The 19,219-nt window shown below is 33.2% G+C and carries 17 protein-coding genes and 1 rRNA gene; 12 read left to right on the forward strand and 6 right to left on the reverse strand.

Going from position 1 to position 19,219, the window contains the following annotated elements:
• Positions 1-4: 4 nt before the first annotated feature.
• From BM289_RS08025 to scpA, 9 genes are all read left to right on the forward strand, one after another.
• Positions 5-472 (forward strand): low molecular weight protein-tyrosine-phosphatase, encoded by a 468-nt coding sequence (locus BM289_RS08025; RefSeq protein WP_091492284.1) that lies wholly within the window; start codon positions 5-7, stop codon positions 470-472.
• 61 nt (positions 473-533) lie between these two features.
• Positions 534-1,247 (forward strand): SAM-dependent methyltransferase, encoded by a 714-nt coding sequence (locus BM289_RS08030; protein ID WP_091492340.1) that lies wholly within the window; start codon positions 534-536, stop codon positions 1,245-1,247.
• A gap of 12 nt (positions 1,248-1,259) precedes the next feature.
• The gene (locus BM289_RS08035; RefSeq protein WP_091492286.1) at positions 1,260-1,793 is read left to right on the forward strand and encodes an energy transducer TonB; all 534 of its coding nucleotides are present in this window, start codon (positions 1,260-1,262) and stop codon (positions 1,791-1,793) included.
• Positions 1,786-2,913, forward strand: coding sequence for a methionine aminotransferase (locus BM289_RS08040; RefSeq protein WP_091492287.1), 1,128 nt, complete (start codon positions 1,786-1,788; stop codon positions 2,911-2,913). The genes BM289_RS08035 and BM289_RS08040 overlap by 8 nt, the downstream gene beginning before the upstream one ends.
• Positions 2,914-2,990: 77 nt before the next feature.
• Complete coding sequence (locus tag BM289_RS08045) at positions 2,991-3,872, forward strand: SDR family oxidoreductase (protein ID WP_167365402.1); 882 nt, start codon at positions 2,991-2,993, stop codon at positions 3,870-3,872.
• Positions 3,873-4,125: 253 nt separating this feature from the next.
• Positions 4,126-4,734: a uridine kinase gene (gene udk, locus BM289_RS08050; protein ID WP_091492289.1), complete on the forward strand. Its 609-nt coding sequence runs from the start codon at positions 4,126-4,128 to the stop codon at positions 4,732-4,734.
• Between the two features lie 202 nt (positions 4,735-4,936).
• A complete protein-coding gene (locus BM289_RS08055) occupies positions 4,937-5,269 on the forward strand; it encodes an FtsB family cell division protein (RefSeq protein ID WP_091492291.1) in 333 nt (110 codons plus the stop codon).
• Between the two features lie 14 nt (positions 5,270-5,283).
• The gene (locus BM289_RS08060; protein ID WP_091492292.1) at positions 5,284-6,648 is read left to right on the forward strand and encodes a methylmalonyl-CoA mutase subunit beta; all 1,365 of its coding nucleotides are present in this window, start codon (positions 5,284-5,286) and stop codon (positions 6,646-6,648) included.
• 41 nt (positions 6,649-6,689) lie between these two features.
• Positions 6,690-8,831 (forward strand): methylmalonyl-CoA mutase, encoded by a 2,142-nt coding sequence (gene scpA / locus BM289_RS08065; protein ID WP_167365403.1) that lies wholly within the window; start codon positions 6,690-6,692, stop codon positions 8,829-8,831.
• A 110-nt stretch (positions 8,832-8,941) separates the two neighbouring features.
• On the opposite strand, the gene BM289_RS08070 is transcribed toward scpA, so the two are convergent.
• The 3 genes from BM289_RS08070 to BM289_RS08080 form a co-directional block, all read right to left on the reverse strand.
• On the reverse strand, positions 8,942-9,583 hold the full coding sequence (locus BM289_RS08070; protein ID WP_091492294.1) for a peptidoglycan-binding protein LysM: 642 nt from the start codon (positions 9,581-9,583) through the stop codon (positions 8,942-8,944).
• A gap of 485 nt (positions 9,584-10,068) precedes the next feature.
• On the reverse strand, positions 10,069-11,109 hold the full coding sequence (mltG, locus tag BM289_RS08075) for an endolytic transglycosylase MltG (RefSeq protein WP_091492296.1): 1,041 nt from the start codon (positions 11,107-11,109) through the stop codon (positions 10,069-10,071).
• Positions 11,110-11,119: 10 nt separating this feature from the next.
• Positions 11,120-11,653, reverse strand: a complete 534-nt coding sequence (locus tag BM289_RS08080) for a GNAT family N-acetyltransferase (RefSeq protein ID WP_091492297.1) — start codon at positions 11,651-11,653, stop codon at positions 11,120-11,122.
• Positions 11,654-11,978: 325 nt separating this feature from the next.
• On the opposite strand from BM289_RS08080, the gene BM289_RS08090 reads away from it, so the two are divergent.
• Together BM289_RS08090 and BM289_RS08095 are read left to right on the forward strand one after the other, a co-directional pair.
• Positions 11,979-13,379 (forward strand): trypsin-like peptidase domain-containing protein, encoded by a 1,401-nt coding sequence (locus BM289_RS08090; protein ID WP_091492300.1) that lies wholly within the window; start codon positions 11,979-11,981, stop codon positions 13,377-13,379.
• 224 nt (positions 13,380-13,603) lie between these two features.
• Positions 13,604-15,052 (forward strand): glyceraldehyde-3-phosphate dehydrogenase, encoded by a 1,449-nt coding sequence (locus tag BM289_RS08095; protein WP_091492302.1) that lies wholly within the window; start codon positions 13,604-13,606, stop codon positions 15,050-15,052.
• A gap of 59 nt (positions 15,053-15,111) precedes the next feature.
• Here the strand turns inward: BM289_RS08095 and BM289_RS08100 are convergent, their stop codons facing one another.
• On the reverse strand, positions 15,112-15,570 hold the full coding sequence (locus tag BM289_RS08100; RefSeq protein ID WP_008467950.1) for an Lrp/AsnC family transcriptional regulator: 459 nt from the start codon (positions 15,568-15,570) through the stop codon (positions 15,112-15,114).
• Positions 15,571-15,771: 201 nt separating this feature from the next.
• Here BM289_RS08100 and ald point away from each other — a divergent pair, with 201 nt between their 5' ends.
• Positions 15,772-16,890: an alanine dehydrogenase gene (gene ald, locus BM289_RS08105; RefSeq protein WP_091492304.1), complete on the forward strand. Its 1,119-nt coding sequence runs from the start codon at positions 15,772-15,774 to the stop codon at positions 16,888-16,890.
• 127 nt (positions 16,891-17,017) lie between these two features.
• On the opposite strand, the gene pafA is transcribed toward ald, so the two are convergent.
• Complete coding sequence (pafA, locus tag BM289_RS08110; protein ID WP_091492306.1) at positions 17,018-18,637, reverse strand: alkaline phosphatase PafA; 1,620 nt, start codon at positions 18,635-18,637, stop codon at positions 17,018-17,020.
• A gap of 365 nt (positions 18,638-19,002) precedes the next feature.
• A 5S ribosomal RNA gene (gene rrf, locus BM289_RS08115) occupies positions 19,003-19,112 on the reverse strand.
• Positions 19,113-19,219: the final 107 nt, after the last annotated feature.

The raw sequence follows: 19,219 nt of genomic DNA on the forward strand, positions 1-19,219 counted from the left end.
CATCATGCCTGTAAAAATCTTAATGGTTTGTTTAGGGAATATCTGTAGATCTCCTTTAGCAGAAGGAATTTTAGCTTCTAAATTACCTAAAGATAAATTCTTTGTCGATTCGGCAGGAACAGGTTCTTGGCATGTGGGTCATTGTCCAGACAAACGTTCTATTGAAGTCGCTAAAAAATACGGCATCAATATCGGCGAACAAAAAGGAAGACAGATTAAAACCAGTGATTTTGATGAGTTCGATTATATATATGTAATGGACAATTCGAATTTCAACGATGTAAGTCATTTGGCAAAAAGACCTGAACACAAAAACAAAATTCATTTGATTCTTAATGAATTATTTCCAGACGAAAATGTAGATGTTCCAGATCCTTATTATGGCGCTACAAACGGATTTGAAAATGTTTATCAAATGCTTGATGAAGTAACTGATATCATCGCGGATAAACTAATCAAAAAATACGTATAACTTCAATTCAATTGTTTCTAAAATAGAAATGATTGAATTTTTTAATTTTAATCCAATACAAATGAAACTTCTAGGAAAACTATATTTAATTCCAACTACAATGGGCGAAAGCGATCCGATGGACGTTTTACCACAAACTGTAAGAAGAACTATAGAAGTTATTGACCATTATATCGTGGAGAACGACAAAACTGCCCGAAAATCAATAAAAGCAGTATATCCTGAAAAAAAACAATCTGAATTAGTTCTATTTACTTTAAATAAAAGAACCGAAACTCATGAACATTTAGAATTCATAAAACCTTTATTAGAAGGAAAAAATATGGGTTTAATGAGCGAAGCCGGTTGTCCAGGCGTTGCCGATCCCGGCGCTGTAATTGTAAAACTGGCCCACGAAAAAGGAATTCAGGTTGTACCGTTGGTTGGTCCTTCTTCTATCCTATTGGCTATGATGGCTTCTGGGATGAATGGCCAGAGTTTTACTTTTAATGGTTATTTACCAATTGATAAAGATGAGAAAAAATCAGCTTTAAGACATTTTGAGAAATTGTCTTACGATAAAAACCAATCTCAAATTTTTATTGAAACACCATACAGAAACAATAAACTGATTGAAGATTTGGTTCAGATTTTAAATCCTTCAACACATTTATGTATTGCTGCAGATATTACCTTGCCAACAGAATTTATCAAAACAATGAAAATTTCAGATTGGAAGAAATTAAAAATTGATATTGATAAACGTCCTGCGATTTTTATTATTCATAAAATGTAATTGATCTAGGTAATGAGAAAGTCTCTAATTTTGATCTTGATTTTAATCTGTTTCACACAATGTAATTCTGCAACAGAAACTAAAGTTTCAAAAGACAAAAGAACAGAACAAACTATTTCTCAAGACAGTGCTACTGAAATTTCTACGGATAGCGCTACTGAAATTTTTGTTCCAGAAATCGATTCAACTCTTAATAAAGATATTGTTGAAATAAAAATAGACACTACAATATATGGTATTGACTCCATAGATGTAAAACCAGATTTCAAAGGAGGAATTGAAAAGCTCCATAAATTCATTAGACAAAATTATAAATATCCAGCCGAAGAACTTCAAGTAAAGGGCATAGTCGATGTGAATTTTGTAGTTGAGAGAAATGGCGAACTAACCGACATAAAAGTCACTAAAGATGCTGACTATGGAACAGGGGAAGAAGCAATTCGCGTTTTGAAAAAATGTCCAAAATGGCTTCCTGGCAAACAAAATGACTCACTTGTGAGAGTTCGCTACTATTTAACGATACCAATTGATGTACATCATGAGTAAACTCCCAAATGTAACCACAAGCATTTTCACGGTAATGTCTAAAATGGCCACCGAATACAATGCTATCAATCTTTCGCAAGGATTTCCAAATTTCCCTGTAGATGAAAGATTGACAGATATTGTAGCGAGATTAGCAAAGGAAAATGTTCACCAATACACACCAATGGCAGGTTATCCTCCGTTGATGAATAAAATTGCAAAACTAACTCAGGATTCTTATAACAGAACAATCAATCCTGACACAGAACTTTTGATAACAGCGGGTGCGACACAGGGAATTTTCACTACGATTCTGGCTTTAGTAAAAGAAAATGATGAAGTAATTATTCTCGATCCAAGTTATGATTCTTACGAATCTCCTGTTTTACTATGTAAAGCAAAACCTGTTCGAGTTGCCCTAAACGATGATTATACGCCAAATTGGGAAAGAATTGAAAAAGCTTGTTCTGAAAAGAGTAAAATGATCATCATCAATAATCCGCACAATCCAACGGGAAAAATTTTAACGGAAGCCGATTTTCTCGAATTAGAGAAAATCCTTTCTAAATATCCAGAACTCATCATTTTGTCTGATGAAGTTTATGAATATATCACTTTTGAAGAAAAACATATTTCAGCACACACCAAAAACTTTCTTTTAGACCGCTGTGTAACGGTTTCTTCTTTTGGAAAATCATTTCATATCACAGGCTGGAAAATTGGTTACACGATTGCACCTGAATATTTAATGAAAGAAATCAAAAAAGTGCATCAATTTTTAGTTTTCAGCGTCAATAGCATTTCGCAGTTTGCTATCAACGAATATTTAGATGTTGTTGATGTAAATCTGTTAGGAAAATTCTATCAGGAAAAAAGAGATTATTTCCAGAAACTGCTTCAAAACAGTCGATTCGAATTAAAACCTTGCGAAGGAACTTATTTCCAAGTAGCTTCTTATGCAGACATTTCAAATGAAGACGATGTGACTTTCTGCAAAAACTTAATTATCAATCATGGTGTCGCCGCAATCCCTATTTCAACTTTTTATTCCGACCACAAAGACCAGAAATTAATCCGTTTTTGCTTTGCTAAAGATAACTTGACATTAGAGTCTGCAGCAAAAAAAATATGTGAAATATAAAATTTATTGAAATTTTATAACATTATTATGCATGCATCCTATTTTATTTAATTAATATTGCAAAAAAAAGAAAAAGTATGAGCTATACAGATAAAATGTTGCGTGATGATGCTTTAAAAGGCAAAGTCATTGTCGTTACAGGCGGCGGAAGCGGTTTAGGCAAAGCTATGACCAAATATTTTCTCGAATTAGGAGCTCAAGTAGCGATAACTTCTAGAGATTTAGAGAAGTTAAAAACTACAGCTACCGAACTGGAAAGCCAGACTGGAGGTAAATGTTTGCCACTGCAATGTGATGTCCGTCATTACGAAGAAGTAGAAAACATGCTTCAGGAAACTTTAAAAGTTTTTGGCAAAGTTGATGTTCTTTTAAATAATGCCGCAGGAAATTTTATTTCACCAACCGAAAGACTATCTGCAAATGCATTTGATACTGTTATAGATATCGTACTAAAAGGCTCTAAAAACTGTACGCTAGCTTTTGGAAAACATTGGATAGACACCAAACAAACTTCGGCAACGATTTTAAATATAGTAACTACTTACGCGTGGACAGGATCTGCTTACGTAGTTCCTAGCGCAACGGCCAAAGCCGGAGTTCTAGCCATGACAAGAAGTCTTGCTGTAGAGTGGGCAAAATATGGAATTCGTTCTAATGCAATTGCCCCTGGCCCATTCCCTACAAAAGGAGCTTGGGACAGATTATTGCCTGGAGACTTGTCTGAGAAATTCGATATGGCTAAAAAAGTGCCATTAAAAAGAGTTGGAGATCATCAGGAATTAGCCAATTTGGCTGCTTATCTGGTTTCAGATTTTTCATCTTATATCAACGGAGACGTAATTACAATTGACGGAGGAGAATGGCTGAAAGGCGCGGGACAATTCAATTTATTAGAAGCAATTCCAGAAGAACTTTGGGATCAGCTTGAAATGATGATAAAAGCAAAAAAGAACAAATAATTACAAGTGCTTACTAAATTCAGAATATTTTTTTAAAACTATACTGATTGCACGAAATCCCGAAGGTTTACTTTCGGGATTTTTTTTATATTTTTCACCATATAAGTAATATAAGTTCAGTTAAGTGACATTTTATTTAAATATCTTATAACTTAAATTTACTTACATTACTTATATGGTTAAATTTTATTACATGTTTAGCAATTCAGTTAAATTATTATTTTTGCGTAACAAATAATCAAACAAAAAATTTATGCTCATTATTGGAATCGCAGGAGGAACTGGAAGCGGAAAAACGACAGTAGTACACCAAATCATGAATGAATTACCACATACAGAAGTTGGCGTAATTTCTCAAGATTCTTACTATAAAGAAACAACTAACTTGTCTTTTGACGAAAGAGCATTAATCAATTTTGACCATCCTCGTGCGATTGATTTTGATTTATTGGTAAATCATCTTAAAGCTTTAAAGGCAGGAGAAACTATTGATCAACCAGTTTATTCTTTTGTGCAACATAACAGAACAGACGATACGGTTTCAACTCATCCAAGAAAAGTAATGATTGTGGAAGGAATCTTAATTCTAACCAATCCGGAATTACGTGATATGTTCGATATTAAAATTTTCGTTCACGCAGATTCAGACGAAAGATTAATCCGTCGTTTGAAAAGAGATATTTCAGAACGCGGACGTGATATTGATGAAGTTTTAAACCGTTACCAAACGACCTTAAAACCTATGCACGAGCAATTTATAGAACCATCTAAAGCTTTTGCAGATATCATTATCCCAAATGACAAATACAATACAGTAGCAATTGATGTGGTTAGAGCTGTAATTAATCAGCGAATTTCATAATTTTTGTTGTAAATTTAAACCATAGAAATTAGGAGCTATTTCCCGCTATTCGTTTCAAACGAAGTTCACTGAACTCCGCTTGAAATAAAAATTAAGTGAAGTAATCTTTTGTGTCTCGTTAAAGAAACGAGACACAAAAGGATTTCCACTACTATCGGGGCTAGAAAAGACCAATCATATTCAAAAGAAATATTCGTTTAAAATGAAATTTAAAAATCCATACAAAGACAAAAAATGGTTTAAATACCTAGGCAACAAATACGTTTGGGTTTTGCTCTTTTTTGTCGTTTGGATGTTATTTTTAGACAATTACTCCTATTTTGATCATCGTTTCCTGGATGAACAAATACATGAGCTTGAGGATAATAAAAAATATTATCAAGAAGAAATCAAAAAAGATCAGGAACAGATCAAACAATTAAAAAATCCAGAACAAATTGAGAAATACGCCCGCGAAAAGTATTTCATGAAAAAAGACAGCGAAGATATTTATATCATTCAATTTGAAGGAGACACAATTCAAGAAAAAGAATAATCAAAAAAAATACAATGGCCACTAACCTATTCGACGATTTTAATCCGATTTCATCCAAACAATGGAAACAAAAAATTCAGTTTGAATTAGATGGAGCCGATTATAACCAGACTGTTATCTGGAATTCTCTGGAAGACATTCAGGTAAAACCATTTTATCACAGCGACGAATTTTCGAAAGCTGCCACTGTAAACACACAAGCTGCTGATTTTAAAATCTGCCAGAATATCTTTGTTTTTGATGTTAACAAATCTACAGAAAGAGCTTTAAACACTTTAGAAAGAGGTGCAGAAAGTCTTCGTTTTACCATTCAAAATGATAAAATTGAAGTTCAAAAACTATTGGAAAATCTTCCTTTAGAAAACAAAATTGTTTACTTTCATTTAAGTTTCATTTCAATCGATTTCGTAAAATTATTAGATACTATTTCGATTCAGAAAAAGGCTGTTTTTTACTGCAATTTTGATCCAATCGGACAATTAGCAAGAGAAGGAAATTGGTTTGCAACTTCAGAAAAAAATAATTTTGAAACTTTAGATTTACTTTTTAAAAATACCACAAATTTAAATCTGCTAAGTGTTGATTTAGGTTTATATCAAAATTCAGGTGCTAATATAACACAGCAAATTGGATATAGTCTTGCTCATGCAAATGAATATTTGAATCGTTTTGCGAATCAGACAAAATCTATAGTTTTTCAAATTTCGGTTGGAAGCAATTATTTCTTTGAAATTGCAAAACTTCGTGTGCTTAGAATGTTATTTGATTTAATTGCTGGAGAATATAATTCCAATATCAAATGTCATTTTTTGGTTACGCCAACCAAACGAAATAAGACAATTTACGATTATAACGTCAACATGCTTCGCACTACAACCGAATGTATGTCGGCAATTTTAGGCGGTGCAGATGCTATTGCTAACCTTCCTTACGATGCTTTATACCATAAAGACAACGAATTTGGAGATCGCATTGCTAGAAATCAGCTTTTGATTTTAAAACATGAAAGTTATTTTGATAAAGTAAATAATCCGGCTGACGGAAGTTATTATATCGAAAGTTTAACAATGCAGCTGGCTGAAAAAAGCTTGAATTTATTTAAGGAAATTGAATCCAACGGAGGTTTCCTAAAACTCTTGAACGAAGGAACAATCAAAAAGAAAATACAGGAAAGTGCCAATAAAGAACAAGAACTATTTGATTCTAAAAAGGAAATTCTTTTGGGCACAAATAAATATCCAAACAAAGAAGACCGAATGAAACATGATTTAGAATTGTTTCCTTTTGTAAAAATTAAACCTAGAAAAACATTAATTACACCAATTATCGAGAAAAGATTGGCAGAGAAAATGGAGCAGGAAAGACTGGAACTTGAATAATCTCAAACGTAATTAATTACAAATTCAAATAAAGTGTCTCGATGATAAGAAAAGACCTTAAACATATAAAGCTAAAAGTTAAAAGTGAGACGTTAAGCGATTTGATGCATAACTCAGAACTTTTAACTGAAAACTTCACTACAGCAGAAGGAATCGAAATCAAAAAAAACTATTCAGAGAAAGATATAGAAGACTTAGAATTTCTTGATTTCGGAGCTGGTTTTGCACCGAATTTACGTGGCCCATACGCTACTATGTACGTAAGACGTCCGTGGACTATTCGTCAGTATGCAGGATTTTCGACAGCCGAAGAAAGCAATGCTTTTTATAGAAAAAATTTAGCAGCAGGTCAAAAAGGGCTTTCCATTGCTTTTGATTTACCAACGCACCGCGGTTACGATTCAGATCATGAAAGAGTTGTCGGCGATGTTGGAAAAGCAGGAGTTGCAATAGATTCTGTTGAAGATATGAAAATACTTTTTGATCAGATTCCGCTTGATGAAATGTCGGTATCAATGACCATGAACGGAGCTGTTCTACCCATTATGGCTTTTTATATTGTTGCTGCAGAAGAACAAGGCGTTAGTCCAGAGAAATTAGCTGGAACAATTCAAAATGATATTTTAAAGGAGTTCATGGTTAGAAATACGTATATCTATCCTCCAACTCCGTCAATGAAAATAATTGCTGATATTTTTGAATTTACAAGCAAAAAAATGCCAAAATTCAATTCCATTTCCATTTCTGGTTATCACATGCAGGAAGCTGGAGCAACGGCAGATATCGAATTAGCTTATACTTTAGCCGATGGTTTGGAATATATCAGAACCGGGTTATCAACAGGAATGACCATTGATGAATTTGCTCCGAGACTCTCTTTCTTTTGGGCAATCGGGATGAATCATTTTATGGAAATTGCCAAGATGAGAGCCGGTCGTATGATTTGGGCAAAATTATTAACACAGTTCAATCCAAAAAGTGATAAATCTTTAGCACTAAGAACACACTGTCAAACCAGCGGATGGAGTTTGACCGAACAAGATCCATTTAATAATGTAGCCCGAACTTGTATTGAAGCCACTGCAGCTGTATTTGGAGGAACGCAATCCCTTCATACCAACGCATTAGACGAAGCTATTGCGCTTCCAACAGATTTCTCGGCCAGGATTGCACGTAATACACAAATCTATCTTCAGGAAGAAACTAAAATTACCAAAACGGTAGATCCGTGGGCAGGAAGTTATTATGTGGAAAGTCTAACAAACGAAATCGTAGAAAAAACCTGGAAGCTCATTGAAGAAGTCGAAGAATTAGGCGGTATGACCAAAGCTATTGAGGCAGGAATTCCAAAACTTCGAATTGAAGAAGCCGCAGCGAGAAAACAAGCAAGAATTGATAGCGGACAAGATATCATTGTCGGCGTAAATAAATATCGTTTAGAAAAAGAAGATCCTTTAGATATTCTGGACGTAGATAATCAGTCTGTTCGAAGACAGCAGATAGAACGGTTGGAAGAAATAAAACGAACTCGAGATACTGAAAAAGTAAATAATTCACTGGAAAAAATAATCCTTTGTGCACAAACAGGAGAAGGCAATTTATTAGAAAATGCTATTGAAGCCGCCAGAAACAGAGCAACATTAGGCGAAATCAGTAATGCATTAGAAACTGTTTTTGGTCGTTTTAAAGCACAAATTAAATCTTTTAGCGGTGTGTACAGTGCAGCAATAAAAAATGACGAAAATTTTGAAAAAGCAAAACAACTAGCTGATGTTTTTGCTAAACAAGAAGGAAGACGTCCAAGAATTATGATTGCCAAAATGGGGCAAGACGGTCACGATCGTGGTGCAAAAGTAGTGGCAACAGGTTATGCCGATGTTGGTTTTGATGTGGATATTGGCCCTTTATTTCAAACTCCTGCCGAAGCGGCAAAACAAGCTGTCGAAAATGATGTTCACATTTTAGGAGTTTCTTCGCTAGCTGCTGGTCATAAAACATTAGTGCCTCAGGTTATAGAAGAACTAAAAAAACACGGAAGAGAAGATATAATGGTTATTGTCGGAGGTGTAATTCCGTCTCAGGACTATCAATTCCTGTTTGATGCAGGAGCTTCAGCGGTTTTTGGCCCAGGAACCAAAATTAGTGAAGCAGCGATAAAAATATTAGAAGCTTTAATAGATTGAGTTTACGGTCTCAGTTCTCAGTCTCAGTCTCGGTTTTCAGTTATTAGCGACATGGAAAATGAATATAGAAAAAGAGGTTGTTTCACTGTTGCGAAACAACCTCTTTTAATTTAGTCGTTAACTTTAGCGTCACTATCTGCCTTTATAAAAGACAAATCGTAACCTGCAAAATCTCTCATATAGCTTTTCAGAGAAGTTCCGAAAGCATCTCTAAAATGTCTGCCTCCATTATTCTTGAAAAAATTCTTTACAGAACCTGCACCACCTAAATGCGCTGCAGCTAAAATTCCAGATTCGGTAATTTCAATACCATTAATAATTTTGCCTTCATACTTTTTGATTTCGTAGCGTAAAATCCATTTGTTTTTAGCTAACAAAGTAAGAAATGCTTTTTCTTGTAGAGCAGGATCTTTTAAAAAGGCTTTGTTATCATTAATTCCAATTGCTCTTAAAGCTTTAGAACCAAATTGATATTTACCCATATAACCAAGAGTGTTTACTAGCCTGTACTGCCCTTGTGATTCTTTAAAAGCAACTGCTTCTTTGAATCCTATAAGACGATTTCCTGTGAATGGGACGTTGGTGATTTTTGGATAATCCTCTTTTTCTTTCGATGGAAAAATGTATTCTGATCCATCTGTTTTTTCAATTAAAAACCAAGGTTTGGTTTCGTGATCTGAGGGAATAAATCCCAAACTTAAAAATGTAATAATAACGACTAAACTCGCATAAAAATACCATTTCTTTATCATAAATTGTTTTTCTTCAAAACGCTGTCACCCTCTTGAAATTTCTACGGTGCAAAGATAAGACATTTTAAAAATATACTATAAATCAACGATTTAGCATTTTTGCAAGAAAAACAAAAACAGCTTTAATCCCAGTTATACTAATGGATTCCAAAAGATTTCGAAAGAAAAAAATGGGCTTCGAAAATCAAAATTTAAAGGCAAAAAAAATTGAATTTTATATTATTTTTAAGCAAAAAACAACAAAAAGAAAGAAAAAGACTACATTAAAATAGCGTTTTTTTATGTAAATCTTGAAAAGCAGTTTTCTAATTCTGTAAATTTTCACACTAAAAAATGTTTAATTTTTCATTACTTCAATCTAAAAATTGTCCAAAATATTAATTTGATAATTTTCTATGTTTGAGACATTTTTTATCTAGAAAAAAGTAACAAAAAAACCGAAGCAAAAATTGACTTCGGTTTTTATTCTATAATAGAAATAAATCTTATCTCGTTACACCTTGACTAGCGATCCAGTCAGAATATTTTTTTGCATTTACATTATGCTCTGCCAAAGTTGCAGCGAATTCGTGATATCCAAAACGATCTACACTTGCACAGAAATAGATATAATTGTTCTTTTCCGGATTTAAAACGGCTTCCAAAGCTGTAATATCAGGCATTGCGATTGGCCCTGGAGGAAGTCCTTTGTTGACATAAGTATTATACGGAGATCTCATAACCAAATCGTTATAAAAAACTCTTTTAATTACTTGATCAAAATTATTATCTCTAAGTTTCAATGCATAAATCACGGTTGGATCTGCTTGTAAAGGCATTTCTAAACGCAAACGGTTTAAATAAACACCAGCAATACGAGGTCTTTCGTCTTTTTTGACTGATTCTTTATGCACAATTGAAGCCAATATTGTAGCCTGAACTGGAGTTAATCCTTGCGCTTTTGCTTTAGAGATTCTTTCCTCCGTCCAGAAATTATGATATTCTTTTATCATTTTATCTCGGAATTTCTCTGCGGAAGTATTCCAGTAAATTTCATATGTATTTGGAATAAACATGGCAAAAACGTTTTCTTCATTAAATCCGTTTGCTGCTAAAAAAGTAGAATCTTTTATGGCTTTCATTAAGGATAAACTGTCAGCTTCGATTTCTGAACCAATTCTTCCCGCAAAATTCTCCAAACGTTCTTGATTGTTAAATACTAATTTAACTGGAACATTCGAACGCATTGCTCTTACCAAATCAATATTGTTCATGTCTTTCTTTAAAAGAAAGCGACCCGATTTTACATTTTCAGGATAGTCTCTTTTTTCAGCGACCAATTCAAAATTGTCAAAGTTTTTTACATAGGGAGCTAATATCTTTTTTACATCTGAATAGTTAGCGCCGGTAGGAACATAGACGTATAATTCTTTTTCCTCGAATTTAGTATTAGAACTAAAAATTTTACTGATTAAAATAAAACCATAAATCAATAAAACTGAAATTATGGCTACGGCACTTATTGTGATTATTTTCTTTAGACTCAAAGCTTAAAATTTAAATTTGTTTATTAATTAGTTGAAAAACGGCTTCATCTTGATATTTATTATGAAGCAAAATCCAATCTTTTTTTATTCCGATTTTTTCAAAACCAAATTTAGTAAAAAGTGCGATACTAGCTGCATTTTCAACTCCTATATTTGCATACAGCTGATGAAGGTTTAAATTGTAAAAAGCATATTTAATTAAAAGCTCTAAAGCCTCAGAACCAATATTTTGCCCTTTATTTTCTTCTTTTTGAATTACAATCCCAATTCCTGCCCTACTATTTCGCGGATCAAAATCGAATAAATCTATCAATCCAAGTGCAGGAAAATCTTCGTCCTGACAGATTGCCAGACGAAGTTGTTTTGCCTCATAAATATCCTGATGGGCATTTTCTAAATACTGTTTAATTAAAAAACGACTATATGGAGTTTGTGTATTACTGACTTCCCAAATATTCTGATCATTTTCGATTGCATAAATAAATTCCAAATCCTCAGGTTCAAGAGCTCTTAAATAAATGGATTCTCCTTTTAATGTTATCATCTATACTATTTCTTTTTTTATTACTCAAAAGACAAATTTTCAATCAATTTGCCAATTTATTTTATTTGAAGATATAATCAATAAATCTATAATTGTATCAAATAAAAACATCGATACTCTTAAATTATTACAAATACCTTTATTAATCATAAAACTACAGCTACATTCCGCTCATTTTAAAAGACAAAAATACGAACTAATAATTAAGGAAATGTTAATCATTGTTAAAGAGCGTTAAACCGTTTTTACAAATAATTTTTTGAAGTAATTTTACGTTAAATAAAACAAGAACATAAACTCTAATAACTTAATTACATATTTTAATATGAAAAGATTTTCAGCCTTATTTATAGTGTCATTATTAAGTGGTGCTATTACTCTTGGTGCTTACAAGTTATTATTTGAAAGCAACAATTCTCTTTTTGGAAAAGGAAATTCTGTTGTAACTCTTGCCCCAAACTCTTATGGAAAAAATGTTGGTTTGGGAGCTGAAACAGTCGATTTTACCGAAGCCGCAGACAAAACAATCCACACTGTTGTTCACGTTAAAAACGTTTCTCGAAGAACTGTTAGCAACCCAATGCTTGAATTTTTCTATGGTTATGGCGGACAGCAACAGCAAGAACAGGTAGGAACTGGTTCTGGCGTCATTATTTCTGAAGACGGATACATTGTTACAAACAATCACGTAATTAAAGATGCTACAGAAATCGAGATTACTTTAAACAACAAAAAATCATACAAAGCAAAACTAATTGGAACTGACTCAAAAATGGACATTGCTTTGTTGAAAATAAATGCTGACGAAAAATTACCTTACACTGCCTTTGCAAACTCTGATAGTGTAAAAGTGGGAGAATGGGTTTTAGCAGTTGGTAATCCATACAATTTGACTTCAACCGTTACAGCCGGAATTGTTTCAGCAAAAGCTAGAAATTTAGATCAAAGTGGGATTCAGTCATTCATTCAAACAGACGCGGCGGTTAATCCAGGTAATAGCGGTGGAGCGTTAGTAAATGCAAGAGGAGAATTAATTGGTATTAATACGATGATTTCTTCTATGACAGGTTCTTATGTTGGATACTCTTTTGCAGTTCCATCTAACATTGCCAGAAAAATTATTGAAGATATAATGGAGTATGGAAATGTGCAGAGAGGAATTTTAGGAGTTGAAGGAGGCGAATTGAACGCTACTGCTTCTAAAGAGTTAGGTGTAACTGAAACTCAAGGTTTTTATATCAATAGAGTTTCTAAAAATTCTGGTGCAGAAAAAGCTGGTTTAGGAAAAGGCGATATCATTGTAAAACTAGATGATCAAAATATTTCTACTTACGCAGATTTATCAGGATACATTAATACAAAACGTCCAAATGATGTAGTTAAAGTAACTTATATTAAAGACGGAAAAACGAAAACAGTTCCAGTAACTTTAAGTAAAAATGAGTTTTACAGCGCCGAATTCAAAGGAATTGAATTGGAAAATATTGATGCTGCTGATAAGAAAAAATTCAGAATTGATTATGGTGTAAAAATCAAAAATATCACCAATGAGAATTTGATGCAATACCAAAATGAATTGCAAGGAAATATCATTCTTAGCATCGACAATGTCAAAGCAACAAATGTCGAAACTGTTTCAAAACTATTGAGCAAAAAAGATGAAGGACAAAGTGTTCGAATAGAAATGATCAATAGAAACGGGGAAGTTTTTAGAATAATTATTTAAGCCAATAGATTTAGTCACAGTTTTCAGTCACAGTTTTCAGTTTTTAAAGACTGAATACTGTGACTGCGACTGAAAACTCATAAAAAAAGCCATCTTAAAAAATTAAGGTGGCTTTTTCATTTTCAAAAATAAATGCTAAAATAGTTTACGAAATCGATTGAAATAGATACTTTTGCGCCAAATTATAAAATAAGTGAGCGTTTTATTATTTCAATTTAACAATTATGAACAACAAATCTTTGTACCAAAAAGAGGTATCATTACAAGTCGACCGAAGAAGAGCTGGTGTCGAATTAATCAAAATTATTAGTGATTTATGGTATGACAAATCGATAGAAATGGTTTTATTTAAAAACCAATTACTAGATAAAAATGTCAGCGATATTATCAACCTTCATCAATATGCAGGTGAATTTGTCGGCAAGCCCATTACTATTTTTGACTCTGTTGAAATCGCAAAAGTCGTTTTATCTTTAGATCTTCCGCCAGCGAAAATTGATCTTGGTAAATTAACTTACGAATATGGTCTAGAAGACGAAAAATATCCTGATGCAAGGTATTTTGTTATTGATAAATTAAAAAAAGCAAAAACATCAAAGGAAATCCATCCGAAAGATGTGATTCTTTATGGTTTTGGAAGAATTGGACGTTTATTAGCAAGAGAGTTAATGTCTAAAACTGGAAAAGGAAATCAATTGCGCCTTAGAGCTATTGTGACACGAGATAAAAATGACGCAACTACTTTAGAGAAACGAGCTTCTCTTTTGCGTTATGATTCCATTCACGGGGACTTTCATGGATCCGTAATTGCTGATCCTAAGAATAATGCTTTAATTATCAACGGAACTACTGTTCATATTATAACCGCAAATTCTCCTGAAGAAATAGATTATACCCAATACGAAATTAGCGATGCTTTATTGATAGATAATACAGGAGCCTATACAACTGAAGAAGCTTTAAAGAGACATTTAAAATCAAATGGTGTTGAAAAGGTTCTATTAACAGCACCAGGAAAAGGCGTGCCTAATATTGTTTATGGTGTAAATCAAAACGATTATAATCCTGATGAAGTTGATATTTTTTCTGCTGCATCCTGTACTACAAATGCCATAACTCCTGTTTTAAAAGTAATCGAAGATACTTTAGGCGTTGCAAAAGGACATTTAGAAACGATTCATTCTTATACAAATGATCAGAATTTGGTAGACAATATGCATAAAAAATACCGTCGTGGAAGAGCTGCTGCTCTAAATATGGTGATTACGGAAACAGGTGCAGGAAGTGCTGTTGCAAAAGCGTTGCCTTCATTGGAAGGAAAATTGACTTCAAATGCTATACGTGTTCCTGTTCCAAACGGATCATTGGTAGTTTTAAATTTAGAAGTAAAAAAAGCGACATCAATTGCTGGAATTAATAAAATTATGAAGAAATATGCTCTTGAAGGAGAACTGGTAGAGCAAATTAAATATTCATTGAACAATGAGCTGGTTTCTTCTGATATTGTGGGGACTTCTGCTCCAGCAATTTATGACAGTAATGCTACGATTGTTTCGAAAGATGGAAAAAATATTGTTCTTTATATCTGGTATGACAACGAATACGGTTATAGTCATCAAGTAATTCGTCTTGCAAAATATATTGCAAAAGTAAGACGTTATACTTATTATTAATTCAACCAAACTAACCCAATTGAAAACCATCAAGACTTCTTGGTGGTTTTTTTATGGTTTTAAATCGGTAAAACAGTAGTACTTTTTACTTCAGAAATTACAAAAACCGTATTGATTAAGGAAACTTCGGGTAATACAGATAATTTTTTTTGATGAAAATGATGATAACTTTCCATATCAGGAATTATAATCTTAAGCATATAATCAAAATTTCCCGATACATAATTACATTCCACAACCTCTGGCAGATTTAAAATCGACTGATTAAAGCCTTCAGAAGTATCGTAAGTCTGTTTTGTTAAGGTAACTTGACAATAAACCGTAAGATTATTTCCTAATTTTTTCTTATCTAAAAGAGTAACATATTTCTCTATAATTCCATCTTTTTCAAGACGTTTTACGCGATCATGAACAGGAGTCAAAGACAAGTTTATTTTGTTTGCGATATCTTTTAAAGTGTAGTGCGCATCTTCCTGCAAAAGACGTAGGATTTTTTTGTCAATTTCATCTAAAGCCATAACGAAAACGTTTTATTAAAAACAGTCAGATTCAGTCATTTTTTCTTTTTGAAGAATATTTATTGGCTTCAAAGAGAATATTTTTCTGTAAAAATAAAAAATAAAATAATATTTTCTTATTTATCGAGCATTAAACCATAATTTCTTCTCTATCTGTAGATTTGTAAAAACAATTTCAACAAAACAAAAAAATATAACAAAATGATAATAGGTGTTCCAAAAGAAATAAAAAATAATGAGAACAGAGTTGCTTTAACTCCTGCAGGTGTATCAGAAATGAAAAAACATGGGCATACAGTTTATGTTCAAGCAACTGCTGGTTTAGGTAGCGGTTTTGCTGATGAAGAATACGCTCAAGCTGGTGCAGTAGTTTTACCAACTATTGAAGAGGTTTACGCAATTGCAGAAATGATTATTAAAGTAAAAGAGCCAATTGCTTCTGAATACCCATTAATCAAAAAAGATCAATTATTATTTACATACTTCCACTTTGCATCTTCTGAAGAATTAACTCATGCAATGTTAGAAAAAGGAGCTGTTTGTTTAGCTTATGAAACTGTAGAAAAAACGGACAGAAGTTTACCTCTTTTAGTTCCAATGTCTGAAGTTGCAGGTCGTATGGCCATTCAACAAGGAGCAAAATACCTTGAAAAACCATTAAAAGGAAGAGGAATTCTTTTAGGTGGTGTACCAGGTGTTCCGCCAGCAAAAGTATTAGTTTTAGGTGGAGGAATTGTGGGAACTCAAGCTGCAAAAATGGCTGCAGGTTTGGGAGCTCAAGTAACAATTATGGACTTAAGCTTACCTCGTTTACGTCAATTAGACGACATTATGCCGGCAAATGTAAATACAGAAATGTCAAACCACTACAACATTACAAGAGCAATTAAAGATGCTGATTTAGTTGTTGGTGCAGTTTTAATTCCAGGAGCAAAAGCACCACACTTAATTACTCGTGACATGCTTAAATTAATGCGTCCAGGAGCAGTTGTTGTTGACGTTGCTGTTGATCAAGGTGGATGTATCGAAACTTGTACTCCAACAACACACGAAAACCCAACTTTTATTATCGATGATATCGTTCACTATTGTGTAGCTAATATGCCAGGAGCGGTTCCTTACACTTCTACATTAGCTTTAACAAATGCAACTTTACCTTATGCTGTACAATTAGCAAACAAAGGATGGGAAAAAGCATGTGCTGAAAACGAAGAATTGAAAAAAGGATTAAACGTAGCTAATGGTAAAATCCTTTACAAAGGAGTTGCTGAAGCTTGGAACCTTCCTTTTAACGAAGAAATAGTATTAGCAAACGCATAGTGCTACTACTACTATAAGTGTTTACAAATCACTATTAAAAAGGCTTTTCTTAACTGAAAAGCCTTTTTTTTGGAATATAAAAAAACCTGTCCTTAAAAGAACAGGTTTACAAAATATATAAAGAATATTATTTTTTCGAATCCAAAACTTCCTGCATTACTTTTGCTTCAGTTCCGTTAGGAAAAGTAACTTTTATTTTCTGCGCAATTGTTGGAGCAATCTCAGTAATTCCTTTTTTATCATAAGACTCACCTTTCTTTATTCCCCAACCATAAAAAATTGCTGGAACATGAGTATCATAACTCCAAATTGTCCCATGAGATGTTCCTGTTGAAGTATATTCAATATCTCCAGGTTTATCCACAATTACTAAATCACCATTTTGAGTAACATCATAACCTTTGGCAACAAAATTTAAAGCATAATCATTACCTGCGTTAGCCAAAATCTCTTCCTCTGTATAAACTCTTTTAACTTGAGGTTGGGAAATTAAAAAATCTTTGAAAGCTTTTTTAACTTGCGCTAATTCTAAGCCTTTATCTTTAATGATTTGTTTATTGAAGAAAACATTGAAATTCGAGTAATTTTGAATTAAATCTACTCCAAAAGCTTTAACTGAAAAATCCTGTAAACTTTTCTTAACCTCTTTAGAAGGATAATTATCTACATTATATTTACGATCTTTCAAGTAAATTACATTTTCCGCTCCAGCATGATCAGCTGTTAAGAATAACAGGTAGTTTCCTTTACCAACTGTTTTATCCAAATAATTTAAAAAGTCAGCTATTGTTTCGTCTAATCTTAAATAAGTATCCTGAAGTTCCATAGATCTTGGCCCAAGCAAGTGACCTACATAATCTGTAGAAGAAAAACTAACAGTCAAAAAGTCTGTAATATTATCTTTACCTAATTCTTCTTTCTCAATAGCCCTTTTTGCAAACTCCGCTAATAAATCATTTCCAAAAGGAGTTGAACGAATTACACCAGCATCATTTTTCTCATACATTGATTTTAGATCATATGGAAAAACCGGCGCTGCACTTCCATACAACTTACCCTCATAAGGATTATTATCGGGTAGACTCTCATTATAAACTGAAGCAGGTTTAAATAAATCCCAACCTTTATTTAGGTATTTAAGATAGTTTTTTTCGCTATTGAATTCAGATACCCATTCAGGTAATTTTTCACCATAAAAAGTACTTGAAATAAACGATCCTGTTTTACTGTACCAAAAAGCCCAATTAGCAAAATGTCCCGCTGGTAAAATCGCTCCACGATCTTTTAAACTGATTCCGATTACTTTTCCGTTAAAATTAGTTGCCATTCGAACTTCATCTGTAATCGTGGTGCTTTGAAGATTTTTAGGAGACATTGCACCTTCTGCTGCTGTACCGTCACCTACTGTTTTCACGCCAGCATCGTCAGTACAATACATTTCTTTGCCTAAAGTTCTGCTGAACCATTCATTACCAACAATTCCATGAGTAGCAGGAGTTGTACCAGTGTATATAGAAGCATGCCCAGGTGCAGTGTAAGTTGGCATATAATTGTAATGCATGTTTTGAAAAACAAAACCATTGTTCATTAACCTCTTAAAACCATTTGGGGAAAAATCATCTGAAAATCGATATAAATACTCCATTTTCATTTGATCGACAACTATACCTACAACTAATTTGGGACGTTGTTGTGCACTTAAATTTGTAATAACAAAAAGTGCAAACAGTAAAATACTTTTCTTCATGTTTAATAAATAATTTAAACACAAAAATACTCATTCAAATTCTAAAATTCTAAAGTATTGATATCGAAGACAGACAATTGACTATAATTTAACAAAAATTGAATGAAGAAAATCCAAAAGCAACCAATCATCTCTTTTCCCTGCGGGTCGGGCTGTCCGCTGTATTCCCTATTAATAAAAACTACGGCTGAAAAAGCCTTGTTTTTCTAAATCGGGAGATGTCGCTCCCATCCCTAACGCATCGGTTTTGGAAGAACGTTTTTGCATAATCCCCAACTTTTGAACCTGATCCTTGTTTTCCTTATAAAAACCCAAAAGTCTATAAAACAAAAAACCCTGCTTCTAACGAAGCAGGGTTTTCAAAAGAAAGGCGACGACATACTCTCCCACAATACTGCAGTACCATCTGCGCAGGCGGGCTTAACTTCTCTGTTCGGGATGGGAAGAGGTGAGCCCCGCCGCAATAACCACCTTAAGGTTTTCAGTTAATGGTTTGTAGTTTATAGTTTGTAGTTTTTCAACTCATAACTTATAACAAACAACTTTTAACTTTCCGCGTGCGGACAATATCTTAACATACTG

The sequence above is a fragment of the Flavobacterium phragmitis genome (assembly GCF_900112575.1).
Taxonomy (GTDB): domain Bacteria; phylum Bacteroidota; class Bacteroidia; order Flavobacteriales; family Flavobacteriaceae; genus Flavobacterium; species Flavobacterium phragmitis.

What these genes read in the sequence shown, in the direction of transcription:
- BM289_RS08025 (WP_091492284.1), top strand. Translation starts at nt 5, where the DNA reads ATGCCTGTAAAAATCTTAATGGTTTGTTTAGGGAATATCTGTAGATCT.
- BM289_RS08030 (WP_091492340.1), top strand. Translation starts at nt 534, where the DNA reads ATGAAACTTCTAGGAAAACTATATTTAATTCCAACTACAATGGGCGAA.
- BM289_RS08035 (WP_091492286.1), top strand. Translation starts at nt 1,260, where the DNA reads ATGAGAAAGTCTCTAATTTTGATCTTGATTTTAATCTGTTTCACACAA.
- BM289_RS08040 (WP_091492287.1), top strand. Translation starts at nt 1,786, where the DNA reads ATGAGTAAACTCCCAAATGTAACCACAAGCATTTTCACGGTAATGTCT.
- BM289_RS08045 (WP_167365402.1), top strand. Translation starts at nt 2,991, where the DNA reads ATGAGCTATACAGATAAAATGTTGCGTGATGATGCTTTAAAAGGCAAA.
- udk (WP_091492289.1), top strand. Translation starts at nt 4,126, where the DNA reads ATGCTCATTATTGGAATCGCAGGAGGAACTGGAAGCGGAAAAACGACA.
- BM289_RS08055 (WP_091492291.1), top strand. Translation starts at nt 4,937, where the DNA reads ATGAAATTTAAAAATCCATACAAAGACAAAAAATGGTTTAAATACCTA.
- BM289_RS08060 (WP_091492292.1), top strand. Translation starts at nt 5,284, where the DNA reads ATGGCCACTAACCTATTCGACGATTTTAATCCGATTTCATCCAAACAA.
- scpA (WP_167365403.1), top strand. Translation starts at nt 6,690, where the DNA reads ATGATAAGAAAAGACCTTAAACATATAAAGCTAAAAGTTAAAAGTGAG.
- BM289_RS08070 (WP_091492294.1), bottom strand. Translation starts at nt 9,583, where the DNA reads ATGATAAAGAAATGGTATTTTTATGCGAGTTTAGTCGTTATTATTACA.
- BM289_RS08080 (WP_091492297.1), bottom strand. Translation starts at nt 11,653, where the DNA reads ATGATAACATTAAAAGGAGAATCCATTTATTTAAGAGCTCTTGAACCT.
- BM289_RS08090 (WP_091492300.1), top strand. Translation starts at nt 11,979, where the DNA reads ATGAAAAGATTTTCAGCCTTATTTATAGTGTCATTATTAAGTGGTGCT.
- BM289_RS08095 (WP_091492302.1), top strand. Translation starts at nt 13,604, where the DNA reads ATGAACAACAAATCTTTGTACCAAAAAGAGGTATCATTACAAGTCGAC.
- BM289_RS08100 (WP_008467950.1), bottom strand. Translation starts at nt 15,570, where the DNA reads ATGGCTTTAGATGAAATTGACAAAAAAATCCTACGTCTTTTGCAGGAA.
- ald (WP_091492304.1), top strand. Translation starts at nt 15,772, where the DNA reads ATGATAATAGGTGTTCCAAAAGAAATAAAAAATAATGAGAACAGAGTT.
- pafA (WP_091492306.1), bottom strand. Translation starts at nt 18,637, where the DNA reads ATGAAGAAAAGTATTTTACTGTTTGCACTTTTTGTTATTACAAATTTA.